At 70.1% G+C, this 15,068-nt stretch carries 10 protein-coding genes and 1 tRNA gene; 4 read left to right on the top strand and 7 right to left on the bottom strand.

Annotation, left to right across the window (positions count from 1 at the left end):
* Positions 1-246: 246 nt before the first annotated feature.
* From AC3IF3_RS22220 to AC3IF3_RS22205, 4 genes are all read right to left on the bottom strand, one after another.
* A tRNA-Gln gene (locus AC3IF3_RS22220) sits at positions 247-321 on the bottom strand.
* 60 nt (positions 322-381) lie between these two features.
* Positions 382-1,959, bottom strand: coding sequence for an aldehyde dehydrogenase (NADP(+)) (locus tag AC3IF3_RS22215; RefSeq protein ID WP_489230339.1), 1,578 nt, complete (start codon positions 1,957-1,959; stop codon positions 382-384).
* Between the two features lie 36 nt (positions 1,960-1,995).
* The gene (locus AC3IF3_RS22210; protein ID WP_489230337.1) at positions 1,996-3,666 is read right to left on the bottom strand and encodes a thiamine pyrophosphate-binding protein; all 1,671 of its coding nucleotides are present in this window, start codon (positions 3,664-3,666) and stop codon (positions 1,996-1,998) included.
* A 118-nt stretch (positions 3,667-3,784) separates the two neighbouring features.
* Positions 3,785-4,474 (bottom strand): GntR family transcriptional regulator, encoded by a 690-nt coding sequence (locus AC3IF3_RS22205; protein ID WP_489230336.1) that lies wholly within the window; start codon positions 4,472-4,474, stop codon positions 3,785-3,787.
* Between the two features lie 179 nt (positions 4,475-4,653).
* On the opposite strand from AC3IF3_RS22205, the gene AC3IF3_RS22200 reads away from it, so the two are divergent.
* The 4 genes from AC3IF3_RS22200 to AC3IF3_RS22185 are packed head-to-tail and all read left to right on the top strand — an operon-like array spanning position 4,654 to position 9,574.
* Complete coding sequence (locus tag AC3IF3_RS22200) at positions 4,654-5,373, top strand: ribonuclease activity regulator RraA (RefSeq protein ID WP_243966529.1); 720 nt, start codon at positions 4,654-4,656, stop codon at positions 5,371-5,373.
* Positions 5,374-5,427: 54 nt separating this feature from the next.
* Complete coding sequence (locus tag AC3IF3_RS22195; RefSeq protein WP_489218232.1) at positions 5,428-6,774, top strand: MFS transporter; 1,347 nt, start codon at positions 5,428-5,430, stop codon at positions 6,772-6,774.
* 16 nt (positions 6,775-6,790) lie between these two features.
* Positions 6,791-8,521 (top strand): L-arabinonate dehydratase, encoded by a 1,731-nt coding sequence (gene araD, locus AC3IF3_RS22190; RefSeq protein ID WP_489218231.1) that lies wholly within the window; start codon positions 6,791-6,793, stop codon positions 8,519-8,521.
* A gap of 48 nt (positions 8,522-8,569) precedes the next feature.
* On the top strand, positions 8,570-9,574 hold the full coding sequence (locus tag AC3IF3_RS22185) for an SMP-30/gluconolactonase/LRE family protein (RefSeq protein ID WP_489230334.1): 1,005 nt from the start codon (positions 8,570-8,572) through the stop codon (positions 9,572-9,574).
* Positions 9,575-9,813: 239 nt separating this feature from the next.
* Here AC3IF3_RS22185 and metH read toward each other — a convergent pair whose 3' ends face one another.
* From metH to metF, 3 genes are all read right to left on the bottom strand, one after another.
* The gene (metH, locus tag AC3IF3_RS22180) at positions 9,814-13,566 is read right to left on the bottom strand and encodes a methionine synthase (RefSeq protein ID WP_489230333.1); all 3,753 of its coding nucleotides are present in this window, start codon (positions 13,564-13,566) and stop codon (positions 9,814-9,816) included.
* Between the two features lie 253 nt (positions 13,567-13,819).
* Entirely contained in the window at positions 13,820-14,071 is a 252-nt protein-coding gene (locus AC3IF3_RS22175; protein ID WP_489218228.1) for a hypothetical protein, read from the bottom strand.
* 46 nt (positions 14,072-14,117) lie between these two features.
* Entirely contained in the window at positions 14,118-15,038 is a 921-nt protein-coding gene (gene metF / locus AC3IF3_RS22170) for a methylenetetrahydrofolate reductase [NAD(P)H] (protein ID WP_243966505.1), read from the bottom strand.
* Positions 15,039-15,068 lie beyond the last annotated feature (30 nt).

Genomic DNA, 15,068 nt, shown 5'->3' with positions numbered 1-15,068 from the left:
ACCGTGTCCAAATCATCCGTCGTGTCGAACGGGATGCTCCCGCGCGACGCTGGCCCCGGAACGCCGCCGCTTCGGAGTCGGGGTGGGAGTGCCTGACAGAACGGGCCCGCAATGGCACAGGCTAGAACAAATCATCAACGGCCTGCCCCTGTGGACAAGCGCGTGCGACGGCTCTGCGCACAACCGGCTTCGCCGCGACAACGGCTGACAACCGACTGCAATCCGATCAACGCCTTAGCGAAAGCTTGGCTGGGGCGCCAGGATTCGAACCTGGGAATGGCGGTACCAAAAACCGCTGCCTTACCACTTGGCGACGCCCCAATGCAGGCGGTCGCTGTCTAGACGGCGCGCTCCTGCCTGGCAAGCCGTTCGGCGGGCGCCTCAGCGGCGGTCGGGGACGCCGTCGATCCGGCGGGGCAGGCCCAGCGGATTGGCCGCCTGGAGCGCCGGCGGCAGCAGGGCGTCCGGGACGTCCTGATAGCTCACCGGGCGCAGGAACCGGTCGATCGCGAGGCTGCCCACCGAGGTCGTGCGCCCGTCCGAGGTCGCCGGGTAGGGGCCGCCGTGGACCATGGCGTGCGCCACCTCGACCCCGGTCCCGAAGCCGTCCACCAGGATGCGCCCGACCCGCCGCTCCAGGAGCGGCAGCAGGTCGCGCGCGGCCGCATGGTCCCCGGGGGCGAGGTGGAGCGAAGCGGTGAGCTGGCCCTCCAGATGCGCCAGCACCGCGCGCATCGCGGCGAAATCCGGGCAGCGGACGACCAGCGCCGCGGCGCCGAACATCTCCGCCTGCAGCGCCGGATCCGCCAGGAAGGCATCCGAATCGGTGGCGAACAGGCTGGCCCGGCCCTGCGTCGCCGTACCGTCCGGCCCTTCGGCGAGGCGCGTGACGCCCGCGTGCCCGGACACGCGCGCGACACCCTCACGATAGGCGCGCTGGATGCCCGGGGTCAGCATGGTCGCGGCCGGGCTCTCCCGCAGGGCCGCCCCGGCGGCCTCCAGGAAGGCATCGAGGCCTGGCCCCGGCAGCGCCAGGACCAGGCCTGGATTGGTGCAGAACTGCCCGGCGCCCAGCGTCAGCGAGGCCGCGAAGGCCCGCCCGATCGCCGCGCCGCGTTCCGCCAGCGCCCCCGGGAACAGCAGCACCGGGTTGATGCTGCTCATCTCGGCGTAGACCGGGACCGGTGTCGGGCGTCCGGCCGCGATCGCCATCAGGGCCGTGCCGCCCCGGCGCGAGCCGGTGAAGCCCACCGCGGCGATCCGGGGATCGGCCACCAGCGCCTGCCCGATCGACTGGCCGGCATCGAACAGCAGCGAGAACACCCCCTCCGGCAGGCCGCAGGCGGCAACCGCCTTCTGAACGGCCCGGCCGACCAGTTCCGAGGTGCCGGGATGGGCCGGATGCGCCTTGACGATCACCGGGCAGCCCGCCGCGAGCGCCGAGGCGGTGTCGCCGCCCGCCACCGAGAAGGCCAGCGGGAAGTTGCTCGCCCCGAACACCGCCACCGGGCCGACCGCGATGCGTCGCAGGCGCAGGTCCGGGCGCGGCAGCGGCGTGCGGTCCGGCAGGGCCGGGTCGATGCGGGCCTCGACGGCGCTGCCTTCGCGCACCACGCCGGCGAACAGGCGCAGCTGCCCGGCGGTCCGGGCGCGCTCGCCCTCGATCCGCGGTCGGGGCAGACCGGTCTCCGCCATGCAGCGGGTGACAAGGTCGTCGCCGATCGCCAGGATGTTCGCGGCGATCGCCTCCAGGAAGCCCGCCCGGGTCTCCGGATCGGTCTCGCGGTAGGTGTCGAAGGCCGCCTCCGCCAGGGCGCAGGCCCGGTCGAGGTCGGCGGGGCCCGCCCCCGGGAAGTCCGGCTCCAGGGATTGCCCGGTCGCCGCCTCCACGGCCCGGAAAGCCGCCTCGGTTCCCGGCCGGGACTCGGCGCCGATCAGGTTCTCGCCGCGCAGGGTCATGGGCTGGTCCTCTTCGTCTGGCATACGGGCCGGCAGTCAGCCCCGCTGGGCCGCCTGGGCCTTCGCGCGGATCGCCGCGAGGGTCATGGTCGGGGTCAGCGCCTCGGGGTCGACGCGGCAATGGATCATCGCCGGCAGGCCCGAGGCGAGGCTGCGCTCGAAGGCCGGGGCGAAGTCTTCGGTCCGTTCGACCGTCTCCCCGTGCCCGCCGCAGGCCCGGGCGAGCGCCGCGAAGTCGGGATTGCGCAGCTCGGTCGCCGAGACCCGGCCGGGATACTCACGCTCCTGGTGCATCCGGATCGTGCCGTACATGCCGTTGTCGAGGATGACGACGAGGATCGCGACGCCGTACTGCACGGCGGTGGCGAATTCCTGCACGGTCATCATCACGTCGCCGTCGCCGGCGAGCGCGACGACGATCCGCTCCGGATGGCTGCGCTTGGCCATCACGGCGGCCGGCAGCCCGTAGCCCATCGAGCCCGAGGTCGGCGCGAGCTGCGTGCCGTAGGCGCGGAACCGGTAGTAGCGGTGGATCCAAGTGGCGAAGTTGCCGGCGCCGTTGCAGATCACCGCGTCCGGCGGCAGCCGCTCCCGCAGCCACGTGATCGCCGCGCCGTACTGGAACGCCCCCGGCTTCGGCTCGGGCGTCTCCGACCACGCGCGGTAGGCGGCGTGGGCCTCGGCGGCGCGGCCGCTCCCGGTGGGCGAAAACTCTGGCAGGGCCGCGCAGAACGCCGCCGGGCTCGCCTGGATCGCCAGGGCGGGCTGGTAGACCCGGCCGAGTTCCTCCGGGTCCGGATGGACGTGGACCAGCGGCAGGCCGGGATCGGGGATGCCGAGCAGGCCGTAGGATTGCGCCGGCATCTCGGAGAGGCGCCCGCCGACCATGAGCAGGAGGTCGGACTCCTTGATCCGGGCGAGGAGCGCCGGGTTCGGGCCGATCCCCAACTCGCCGGCGAAGTTCGGGTGGTCGGCGGGGAAGAGCTGCGCCCGGCGGAACGACACCGCCACTGGCACGTCGTGGCGCTCCGCCCAGGCGGCGAGCGCCGCGCAGGTCTCCGCGCTCCAGCGCGCGCCGCCCAGCAGCGCCACCGGGCGCCGCGCCTCCGCCAGCATCGCCCGCAGGCGCTCCGCGTCGGCCTGGGACGGGGCGGGCTCGGCCGGGACCACGTGGGGGGCGTCGCCGACCGAAGCGACGTCGTCGAGCATGTCCTCCGGCAGGGCGATCACCACCGGGCCCGGACGCCCTTGCATGGCCACCCGGAAGGCCCGGGCCAGGATCTCCGGGATGCGGGCAGCGTCGTCGATCTCCACCGCCCATTTGGCGACGCCGCCGAACATCTGGCGATAGTCGATCTCCTGGAACGCCTCGCGGTCGCGCATGCCCCGGGCGATCTGCCCGACGAACAGGATCATCGGCGTCGAATCCTGGCGGGCGATGTGGATTCCGGCCGACGCGTTGGTGGCGCCGGGACCGCGCGTGACCATGCAGATACCCGGGCGTCCGGTGAGCTTGCCGGCCGCCTCCGCCATGATCGCGGCGCCCCCCTCCTGGCGGCAGACCAGGACGTCGATGCCGCTGTCGCGCAGCGCGTCGAGCACCGCGAGGTAGCTCTCGCCCGGGACGCAGGTGACGCGCGTGACCCCCTGCGCCAGCAGCTGATCGACCAGAATGCGCGCGCCGGTGCGTGGGGGCAATCCGCTCAAGCCGTCCTCCCTGGGGATCCCACCGTCCGGCCATCGGCCGAACAGGGCCCGTCATCCGGTCTGAGATGCCGGTGATATCTCAGCTGAGGATAGAGACCACCGGATCGCCGTCAACCTGTCAGACCAGCGGCCGGCGGTCGAGGGCCCTGCGTGTCATCTGGTCGAGAAAGTCGAACAGCGTCCCGATGCCGGAAAGCGCCGTATCGGCGTCGCGGGCCACGACACCCGCCACGATCCCCGCATGGATCCGGGCGCAGTCGAGGAAGCTCGCGGTCGGCTCGTAGGTGTACCAGAAGCGCCGGGACTGGGCGTGGAGCGCCGCCATGGTGCTGGTCAGGGTGGCGTTGTGGGCGGTCTTGACCATCGCCTCGTGCAACACCCGCTTGGTCCGGAAATAGGTTTCCCGATCCCGGGCCCCGGCGGCGGCGAGCAGCCCGGCGACCCCCTTCTCCAGCGCGGCGAGATCCTGGTCCGTGCCGCGCGCGATCACGCAGCGGGCCACCGTCTCGTCCAGGGGGCGCCGGACCTCGAGCAGTTCGAGATGCGTGATGATGTCGACGGGGGTGACCAGCACGCCGCGGCGCGGATGGACCTCGACGAAGCCGATGGTCTTGAGGCGGGCCAGCGCCTCGCGGACCGGGGTGCGGCCGAGCGCCAGCTCCTCGCCCAACTCGCCCTCCGAGACCATCGCCCCCGGGGCGAGGCGGCGGCTGATGATCATCTGCTCGATGGCGTCGTAGGCGGTCTCCGCGAGGGAGCGCGGACGTCCCGTCGCCGCGAGGCCCGTCTCGCGCGTTTCAATCGACACCAGTTCCGATCCCGCCAATACTCGCCCCGTCGGTTTCAGGATTGATCTGACGCCAAGCCGAGGAGTTGACAATGGCGAGGAACGGCGTGCTACTCAACCCCTGAGATATCAGTCGGCGCTCACGGCGGTTCCCCGGGAACCCGCGGCCGGGCGACACGACCATCGGGGAGGACGAGCGGATGTCGGGGCTGTCCGAGGAGACGCGCGCCAAGCTCAAGACCGTCAGCACGGCGACGCTGATGACCGCCCTGTACAAGCGCGGCTTCCGCAATCAGATGATCCAGGGCGTCCTGCCCCTCAAGAAGGGCGGCGCCACCATGGTCGGCGAGGCCTTCACCCTGCGCTACATGCCGGCCCGCGAGGACCTGAACCCGATCACGGTGTTCCGGGACCGGGCGCACCCGCAGCGCAAGGCCGTGGAGGAATGCCCGCCCGGCGCCGTGTTCGTAATCGACAGCCGCAAGGACGCCCGCGCCGCCTCGGCAGGCTCGATCCTGGCCACGCGCCTGATGGTGCGCGGCTGCGCCGGGCTGGTGACGGATGGCGGCTTCCGGGACGCCGACGAGATCGCGGCGCTCGCCATGCCGAGCTACCACGCGCGGCCCTCGGCGCCGACCAACCTCACCATCCACCAGGCGATCGACATCAACGTGCCGATCGGCTGCGGCGACGCCCCGGTCTTCCCCGGCGACGTGATCGTGGGTGACGGCGACGGCGTCGCGGTGATCCCGGCCCATATCGCCGACGAGGTCGCCGCCGAGGCGGTCGAGATGACCGCCTACGAGGATTTCGTCACCGAGGAGGTTCGCAAGGGCCGCTCGATCCTCGGCCTCTACCCGGCCACCGACGCGCAGAGCCTCGCCGACTTCGCCGCGTGGCGGACGCAGACCGGCCGCTGAGGGCGGGCCCCGGCCCCGGGCCGACACACGCACGATCAGAACAGGGAGGGCGCCATGGCGGCGGGCATTCCAGCGGTCCCGGCTTCGCCGGAGATCGAGCGGCGGACCATCTCCAAGGTCTCGTGGCGGCTCCTGCCGCTGATCGTGGTGATCTACTTCATCGCCTACATGGACCGCACGAATGTGGGCTTCGCCTCCTTCGGCCTGAACCGGGAGTTCGGCTTCTCGGCCACCCTGTACGGCTGGGGCGCGGGGATCTTCTTCCTCGGCTACTTCTTCTTCGAGGTGCCGAGCAACGTGCTGCTGGAGCGCACCGGGGCGCGGATCTGGATCGCCCGGATCATGATCACCTGGGGTCTGGTCGCGGGCGGCATGGCCTTCATCGCCGGCCCGGTGAGCTTCCTGGTGATGCGCTTCCTCCTCGGCGTGGCCGAGGCCGGGTTCTTCCCGGGCATGATCCTGTACTTCACCTACTGGTTCCCGCGGAAATACCGGGCCCGGGTGGTGGCGGCCCTGTTCCTGGCGGTGCCGGGCTCCAACGCCCTGACGGCGGTGATCTCCGGGGCGCTGCTCCAGCTCGACGGGGTGATGGGCGTCCACGGCTGGCAGTGGCTGTTCCTCGTCGAGGCCGCGCCCGCGATCGTGCTGGCCTTCGTGGTGCTCGCGCTGATGACCGACCGGCCCGCCAAGGCGACATGGCTCGCCGAGGACGAGCGCCGCTGGCTGGAGGACACGCTGGAGGCCGAGCGCCGCAGCACCGTCAAGACCCACGGCCATTTCACGCTCCGGCAGGCGCTGACCGACTCCCGCGTGCTGACGCTGGCGGCCCTCTACTTCACCATCGTCACGGCGACCTACGGCATCACCTTCTTCATGCCGCCGATTCTCAAGAGCCTGAAGCTCACCGATTGGGAGACGGGGCTCGCCACGGCTTTGCCCTACGTCATCGGCACCGTCGGCATGATCGCCTGGAGCTGGTCGTCGGACCGGCGCAACGAGCGGCGCTGGCACTTCGTGATCGCGGCGATCGTGGCGGCGATCGGGCTGATCGCCTCCGGCCCGCTGCTCGGCAGCCTCTGGGCGCTCGCGGCGATGTCGGTGGCCACCGTCGGCCTCTACGGCACCAAGCCGGCCTTCTGGCCCCTGCCGGCGGAGTTCCTGTCCGGACCGGCGGCGGCCGGCGGCATCGCGCTGATCAATTCGGTGGGCAATCTCGGCGGCTTCGTCGGCCCCTATGTCCTGGGCTGGCTGAAGGACACCACCGGCACCTACGAGGCCGGGCTCTACTTCCTGGCGGGCTGCGCCCTGGCCTCGGCGGCCCTCGCCTTCGCGACGGTTCGCGGGCAGGCTTCCGCCGCGGGCACGGCCGGCGCCGTCCGCCCCGCCCGCCCGAACGCGTGACACCGGAGAGATCGCGATGACCGCGCGCAAGAAGACCCTCGGCGAGCTGCGCAGCCAGCGCTGGTTCGGCGCCACCGACCTGCGCAGCTTCGGCCACCGCTCGCGCATGCTCCAGATGGGCTACGAGCGCGCCGACTTCAGCGACAAGCCGGTGGTCGGCATCATCAACACGTGGAGCGACATCAACCCCTGCCACCAGCACTTCAAGGCGCGGGTCGAGCACGTGAAGCGCGGCGTCTGGCAGGCGGGCGGCTTCCCGATCGAGTTGCCGGCGCTGTCGCTGTCCGAGAACTTCGTCAAGCCGACCACGATGCTCTACCGCAACCTCCTGGCCATGGAGGTGGAGGAGCTGCTGCGCCAGCATCCGGTCGACGGCGCGGTGCTGATGGGCGGCTGCGACAAGACCACGCCCGGCACCGTGATGGGCGGCATCTCCATGAACCTGCCGATCATCTTCCTTCCCGCCGGCCCGATGATGCGCGGGCATTCCGGCGGGACGATCCTCGGCTCGGGCTCCGACGTGTGGAAGTACTGGGCCGAGAAGGAGGCGGGCAATATCACCACCCAGGAATGGAACGACATGGAGGCCGGCATTGCCCGCTCGGCCGGCACCTGCATGACCATGGGCACGGCCTCGACCATGACGTCGATCACCGAGGCGATGGGCCTCAGCCTGCCGGGCGCGGCCTCGATCCCGGCGGCGGATGCCGACCATCCCCGCATGGCCGGTGCCTGCGGCCGGCGGATCGTGGAGATGATCTGGGAGGATCTGAAGCCCTCCGACATCCTCGACCGCCGCTCCATCGACAATGCGCTGGTGGTCCACAATGCGCTGGCCGGCTCGACCAACGCGATGATCCACCTCGTCGCCATGGCGGGCCGGGCCGGAATCCCGGTCAAGCTCACCGAGTTCGACGAGTTCGCCCAGCGTGTGCCGGTGATCGCCAATCTCCGCCCCTCCGGGCAGTGGCTGATGGAGGATTTCCACATCGCCGGCGGGATCCGCGCCCTGATGGCGCGCCTGTCCCCCCTCCTCCACCTCGACGCCCGCTCGGTGACCGGCGGCACGATCGGCGATGGGCTCGCGGGTGTCCGGGTCTACAACGACGACGTGATCCGACCCCTGGACCAGCCGATCGTATCGACCGGCGGCACCGCGATCCTCTACGGCAACCTCGCCCCGGACGGCTGCGTGATCAAGCCGCCGGCCGCCGACCCGCGCTTCCTGCAGCATACCGGCCCGGCGCTGGTCTTCGACGATTACGATTCCATGAACGCGGCGGTGAACGACCTCGACCTCGACGTCACCCCCGACCATGTGATGATCCTGCGCAATGCCGGCCCGATCGGCGGCCCCGGCATGCCGGAATGGGGCATGCTGCCGATCCCGAAGGTCCTGCTCCGGCAGGGGATCCGTGACATGGTCCGCATCTCGGACGCCCGGATGAGCGGCACGAGCTACGGCGCCTGCATCCTGCACGTCTCGCCGGAATCGGCCGCCGGCGGGCCGCTCGCGGCGGTGCGCAACGGCGATCTCATCACCGTCGACGTGCCCGGGCGGCGGATCCACCTGCACCTCGACGATGCGGCGATCGCCGAGCGGGTGACGGCGTTCCGGCCGCCGGACCGGGCCTATCCGCGCGGCTACAACCGGCTGTTCGCCCAGCACGTGCGGCAGGCCCACGAGGGCTGCGACTTCGATTTCCTGGAGGGCGCGGGCGGCATCCCCGAACCCGAGATTCACTGACAGGCCGAGCCGTCGAAGAACGGCGGGCCGACACGATAGGGAGGCCACATGGCGATGATCGCACGCAGGGGGCTGCTCGCCGGAGCAGCCCTGCTCGGAGCCGCGCGGGCGGCTGGGGCGGGTTGGGAGCCGTCCCAGCGCGTGCCCGACCCGGCCGTGGAGGTGCTCGATCCGGCGTTTGCCAAGTACCGCCTCGCCTCGGCGACGGTGGAGCGCGTCGCCACCGGCTTCCGCTGGGCGGAAGGGCCTGTCTGGTTCGGCGATATGGGCGCGCTGCTGTTCAGCGACGTGGTCAACAACCGGATCATGAAGTGGGAGGAGGCGACCGGCACGCTCTCGGTGTTCCGCAAGCCGTCGAACTACGCCAACGGCAACACCCGCGACCGGCAGGGCCGGCTGATCACCTGTCAGCACACGACGCGGAGCGTCACCCGCACCGAGCATGACGGCAGCCTCACCACGCTGCTGGACCGGTTCGACGGCAAGCCGCTCAACTCGCCGAACGATGTGGTCTGCCACTCCGACGGGGCCGTCTGGTTCACCGACCCGGCCTTCGGGCCGAATCCGCACGAGGGGATGGCGGCGCCGGAGCTGCCCGGCAACGTCTACCGGATCGATCCGAAGACCGGACAGGCCAGCGTCGCAGTCGAGGGCGTGGCCGGGCCGAACGGGCTCTGCTTCTCGCCGGACGAGACCAAGCTCTACGTCATCGAGGCCCGGGCCAAGCCCAACCGCCTGATCCGCGTCTACGACGTGGTCGAGAACGGCACGAAGACCGCCAACGGGCGCGTGTTCTACGACGCCGGCACCGGCACGCCGGACGGGTTCCGGGCCGATAGCGACGGCAATCTCTGGTGCGGCTGGGGGATGAGCGAGGCGGAGGACGGGGTGATCGTGCTCTCGCCGCAGGCCAAGCTGATCGGCCGGATCCGCCTGCCGGAGCGCTGCGCCAACCTGTGCTTCGGCGGCCTCAACCGCAACCTGTTGCTGATGACGGCCACACACTCGGTGTACGCGCTGTACGTGAATACGCGAGGCGCGGGGACCTGCTGAGGGCCAGTTTTGCGACCCGGATCATCGCTTCCGCGAAGGCTCCTGCGGGAGGCCAGCTTCGCCTTCTGCCAGCGCTGCATGCGCCGGGGAAAGGACCCCCGCAGGTTCAATCTGAGCCCGACCTCGTCTCTACGAGCGGAGCGAACCAATCCAGTTGCACCATGCCTTTCGGCGTCGCGCTTCCCTGGGTCGCTTCGCTGCGCTCGCGATGACGGGTCGCGGGGTCGACGCCCCCGCCCCTACTCGGCGGCTTCCACCAGGTACCGCGCCGGGTCATAGTTCAGGATCGGGCCGAGCCAGCGCTCGACCTCCCGGAGATCCATCCCCTTGCGGACCGCGTAATCCTCGACCTGATCCCGCTCCACCTTGGCGACGCCGAAGTAATGCGCCTGCGGGTGCGCCAGGTAGAGGCCCGAGACCGAGGAGCCCGGCCACATGGCGTAGGATTCGGTCAGCTTCACCCCGATCCGGCTCTCAGCCTTCAAGAGATCGAACAGCTGCGTCTTCTCCGTGTGGTCGGGCTGGGACGGGTAACCCGGGGCCGGGCGGATGCCGGCATAGGGCTCGGTGGCCAACTCCGCCGGCGTGTAGCTCTCCTCCGGCGCGTAGCCCCAGAACTCCCGGCGCACCCGCTCGTGCATCCGCTCGGCGAAGGCCTCGGCGATGCGGTCGGCCAGCGCCTTCACCAGGATCGCCCGGTAATCGTCGTTCGCCCGCTCGAAGCGTTCGGCGATGCGCACCTCCTCCAGCCCCGCCGTGACCACGAAGCCGCCGACATAGTCGGCGATGCCGGTCTCGGCCGGGGCCACGAAGTCCGACAGGCAGGTGTTGGGCCGGCCGTCGCGCTTCGAGAGCTGCTGGCGCAGGCCGTGGAAGGTCGCGAGCCGCTCCTGCCGGCTCTCGCCCGTGTAGAGCGCGATGTCGTCGCCGACGCTGTTGGCCGGCCAGAAGCCGATCACCGCCTTCGGGTTGAACCAGCGCTCCGCCACGATCTGCTTCAGCATACCTTGGGCATCCTCGTAGAGGGCGCGGGCGGCCGGACCCTGATCCGGGTCGTCCAGGATCGCCGGGAAGCGGCCCTTGAACTCATAGGTCTGCAGGAACGGCGTCCAGTCGATGTAGGGGACGAGGTCGGCGACCTCGTAGGAGCCGTAGACCCGGGTGCCGGTGAAGCTGGGCTTGGCCGGCGCGTAGCCGGACCAGTCGATCTTGAAGGCGTTGGCCCGGGCCTTCGTCAGGGGCAGCCGCTGCTTGTCGAGTTCCGAGCGGGCATGGGCGGCGGAGACCTTGGCGTACTCGGCCCGGACCTTCTCGATCGTGGCGCCGCGGGTCTCCTGGGAGATCAGGCTCGACACCACGCCGACCGCGCGGCTCGCGTCGGTGACGTAGACCGCCTGCCCCCTTGCATAAGCCGGGTGGATCTTCACCGCCGTGTGGACGCGGCTCGTGGTGGCGCCGCCGATCAGGAGCGGCACATCGAGGCCCTCGCGCTCCATCTCGCCGGCCACATGGACCATCTCGTCCAGCGACGGGGTGATCAGGCCGGACAGGCCGACGATGTCGACCTTCTCGCGCTTGGCGGTCTCCAGGATCTTGGCGGCCGGCACCATGACGCCGAGATCGATGATCTCGTAGTTGTTGCAGGCGAGCACGACGCCGACGATGTTCTTGCCGATGTCGTGGACGTCGCCCTTCACGGTGGCCATCAGCACCTTGCCGGCGGCCTGGCGCTTGCCGTCGCCGCCGTTGGCCAGCTTCTCGGCCTCCATGTAGGGCTCGAGATAGGCGACCGCCTGCTTCATCACCCGGGCGGACTTCACCACCTGCGGCAGGAACATCTTGCCGGCGCCGAACAGGTCGCCGACCACGTTCATGCCGGACATCAGCGGGCCCTCGATCACGTGGAGCGGCCGCGCCACGCCCTGCCGCGCCTCCTCGGTATCGGCGACGATGTATTCGGTGATGCCGTTGACCAGGGCGTGCTCGATGCGCTTGGCCACCGGGGCCTCGCGCCAGGTAAGGTCGGCGGTCTTGGCCTGGGCCGAGGCCCCGGTCTTGAACCGCTCGGCTGAGTCCAGCAGGCGCTCGGTGGAATCCTCGCGGCGGTTGAGGACCACGTCCTCGCAGAGCGCGCGCAGTTCCGCGGGGATCTCGTCGTAGACGGCGAGCTGGCCGGCATTGACGATGCCCATGTCCATCCCGGCCTGGATGCAGTGGTACAGGAACACCGCGTGCATCGCCTCGCGCACCGGCTCGTTGCCGCGGAAGGCGAAGGACAGGTTCGAGACGCCCCCCGAGATGTGGACGTGCGGCAGGGTCGCGCGGATCTCCCGCGTGGCCTCGATGAAGTCGACGCCGTAGTTGTTGTGCTCCTCGATGCCGGTGGCGACCGCGAAGATGTTCGGGTCGAAGATGATGTCCTCGGGGGGGAAGCCGACCTGCTCGGTGAGGATCAGGTAGGCGCGGGTGCAGATCTCGACCTTGCGCGCCTGCGTGTCGGCCTGCCCCTTCTCGTCGAAGGCCATCACCACCACGGCGGCGCCGTAGGAGCGGCAGATCTTGGCATCGTGGATAAACTTCGCCTCGCCCTCCTTCATGGAGATCGAGTTCACGATCGGCTTGCCCTGGATGCACTTCAAGCCCGCCTCGATCACCTCGAACTTGGAGGAATCGACCATCACGGGCACCCGGGCGATGTCGGGCTCGGCGGCGACGAGGTTCAGGAACTCGACCATCGCCTTCTGCGAGTCGAGCAGGCCCTCGTCCATGTTGACGTCGATCACCTGGGCGCCGGCGGCGACCTGATCGCGCGCCACATCGAGCGCGGCGGCGTAGTCGCCGTTGGTGATGAGCTTGCGGAACTTGGCCGAGCCGGTGACGTTCGTGCGCTCGCCGACGTTCACGAAGGGGATCTCCTTCGTCAGGACGAAGGGCTCCAGCCCCGAGAGCCGCATCAGCCGCGGGATCTCGGGGATCGGCCGCGGCGCCTTGCCGGCGACCGCCTCGGCTATCGCGCGGATGTGGTCCGGAGTCGTGCCGCAGCAGCCGCCGACCATGTTGACGAGGCCGGATTCGGCGAACTCGCCGACCAGCTTGCCCATCGCCTCCGGGCTCTCGTCGTAGAGGCCGAACTCGTTCGGCAGGCCGGCATTCGGATAGGCGCAGACCAGGGTGTCGCAGATCCGCGACAGCTCGGCGATGTGGCCGCGCATCTCGCGGGCGCCCAGCGCGCAATTGAGGCCGAAGGTCAGCGGATCGGAATGGCGCAGGGCGTGCCAGAAGGCCGCCGGGGTCTGGCCCGACAGGGTGCGGCCGGAGAGATCCGTGATCGTGCCGGAGATCTGGATCGGCAGGCGGATGCCGGTCTCGTCGAAGACCTGCCAGGCCGCCGCCACCGCCGCCTTGGCGTTCAGCGTGTCGAAGATGGTCTCGATCAGGATCAGCTCGGCGCCGCCGTCGATCAGGCCGCGGACCTGCTCCACGTAGGCCTGCTTCACCTGATCGAAGGTGACGGCCCGGAAGCCGGGATTGTTCACGTCCGGGGAGATCGACAGGGTGCGGTTCGTCGGGCCGATGGCGCCGGCCACGAAGCGGCGGCGGCCGTCCTGCTTTTCGGCAAGCTGGGCCGCTTCCCGAGCGAGCCGCGCGCCGGTGGCGTTCAGCTCGTGGATGATCGATTCCATGCCGTAATCGGCCTGGGCGATGGTGGTACCCGAGAAGGTGTTGGTCTCGCAGACGTCGGCGCCGGCCAGGAAGTAGTCGAGGTGGATCTGCCGGATCGCGTCGGGCTGGGTCAGGATCAGGAGGTCGTTGTTGCCCTTCTGATCGTGGCTATGATCCGTGAACCGGTCCCCGCGAAAGTCCTCTTCCGAGAATTTGAGGCGCTGGATCACCGTGCCCATCGCCCCGTCGAGGACGAGGATTTTCTCGGCCGCGCGCTGGCGCAGCGCCTGCGCGATCTCGGTGCCGTCGACGGGGGGAAAATCGGTCATCGGGTCATCCCATCGGCCACCTCGCCCTGAGGTGCCGCAGCGGAGAAGGCCTCGCAGGAGGTCTCCAGATGTCGTGTCGATCCCTGGAGCTCTCCGTCGAGGCCGCTCGCGCGGCACCTCAGGATGAGGTTGAGGGTGGGTTCTTCGGTCTCTCGTGCGTGCCCGGGCGGTCGGCCCGGGCACAGTTCCGTTTCTGCAAGCGGAGCGACGCCGCCTGGACGGTGCGCCGCTTCGACGTGGCCTCGTCGTGCGGTCAGCCCGTCTTTTCCAGGGCCGCGAGGCGCTTCTCGATCGCCTCCAAGCGCTCCTCCACTTCCGCAGCGGCGTAGCGGCCGAGGATCGATTCGCCGTTCACGGCCTGGCGTAGATTGTCGAAGCGCCGCTCGAGCTTATCGAAGCGCACGTCGTGGTCTTCAAGTTTCCTTGCGACGCGTTCGAAACCTGTATGCATCTCCGTCCTCATCTCCCGAAGGAGCGGAAGAATCATATCCTGCGGCTCGGCCATCGCGAACAACCCCATGCCGCGCCCGCACGGTGCGCGCCGCCTGAGTTTAAGCCGCCGCCTTGGCGGCCGCCAGCTTCGGCGCCTGCGCGCGCAGGCCGAGCAGGTGGCAGATCGCGTAGACGAGGTCGGAGCGGTTCATCGAGTAGAAGTGGAAGTCGTTGACCCCCTCGTCCACGAGGTCGAGCACCTGCTCGGCCGCCACCGCGCCGGCGACGAGGCGGCGGGTCTCGACGTCGTGCTCCAGCCCCTCGAACCGGGCGGCCAGCCAGTACGGGACCGAGGCGCCGGTGCGGCGGGCGAAGTTCGCCGCCTGCTTGAAGTTCTGCACCGGCAGGATGCCCGGGATGATCGGGATCGTGATCCCGGCGGCCCGGACCTTCTCCAGGTAACGCAGGTAGATCTCGTTCTCGAAGAAGAACTGGGTGATCGCCTGGTCGGCCCCGGCATCGACCTTGGCCTTCAGGGCGTCGATGTCGGCGTCGAGGGAGGCCGCCTCGGGGTGCTTCTCCGGGTAGGCCGAGACCGAGACCTTGAAGTCGCCGATGCGCTTGATCCCCTCGACCAGCTCGGCGGTCGAGGCGTAGCCCTCGGGATGGGGCCGGTAGGCGTGCCCGACGCCCTCGGCCGGATCGCCGCGGAGCGCCACGATGTGGCGCACGCCCGCGTCCCAGTAGGACTGCACCACCGCGTCGATCTCCTCGCGGGAGGCGTCCACGCAGGTGAGATGGGCGGCCGGCTTCAGGCTGGTCTCGCCGACCATCCGGGCGACCGTGTTGTGGGTGCGCTCCCGGGTCGAGCCGCCGGCCCCGTAGGTCACCGAGACAAAGCTCGGCTGGAGCGGCGCCAGACGCTCGATCGAGGCCCAGAGGATCTTCTCCATCTCGTCGGTCTTCGGCGGGAAGAACTCGATCGAGACGCGGATCGGGTGGTAGCCGTCGCGGCTGGCGCGGTGGGTGGAGCGGCGCATCGGATCTCGTCCTCTATGGCGATCGGTTCA

The organism is Methylobacterium sp. J-118, assembly GCF_057836565.1.
Note: the sequence above shows the minus strand (reverse complement) of the source record. Positions and strands in the feature narration are given on the sequence as shown.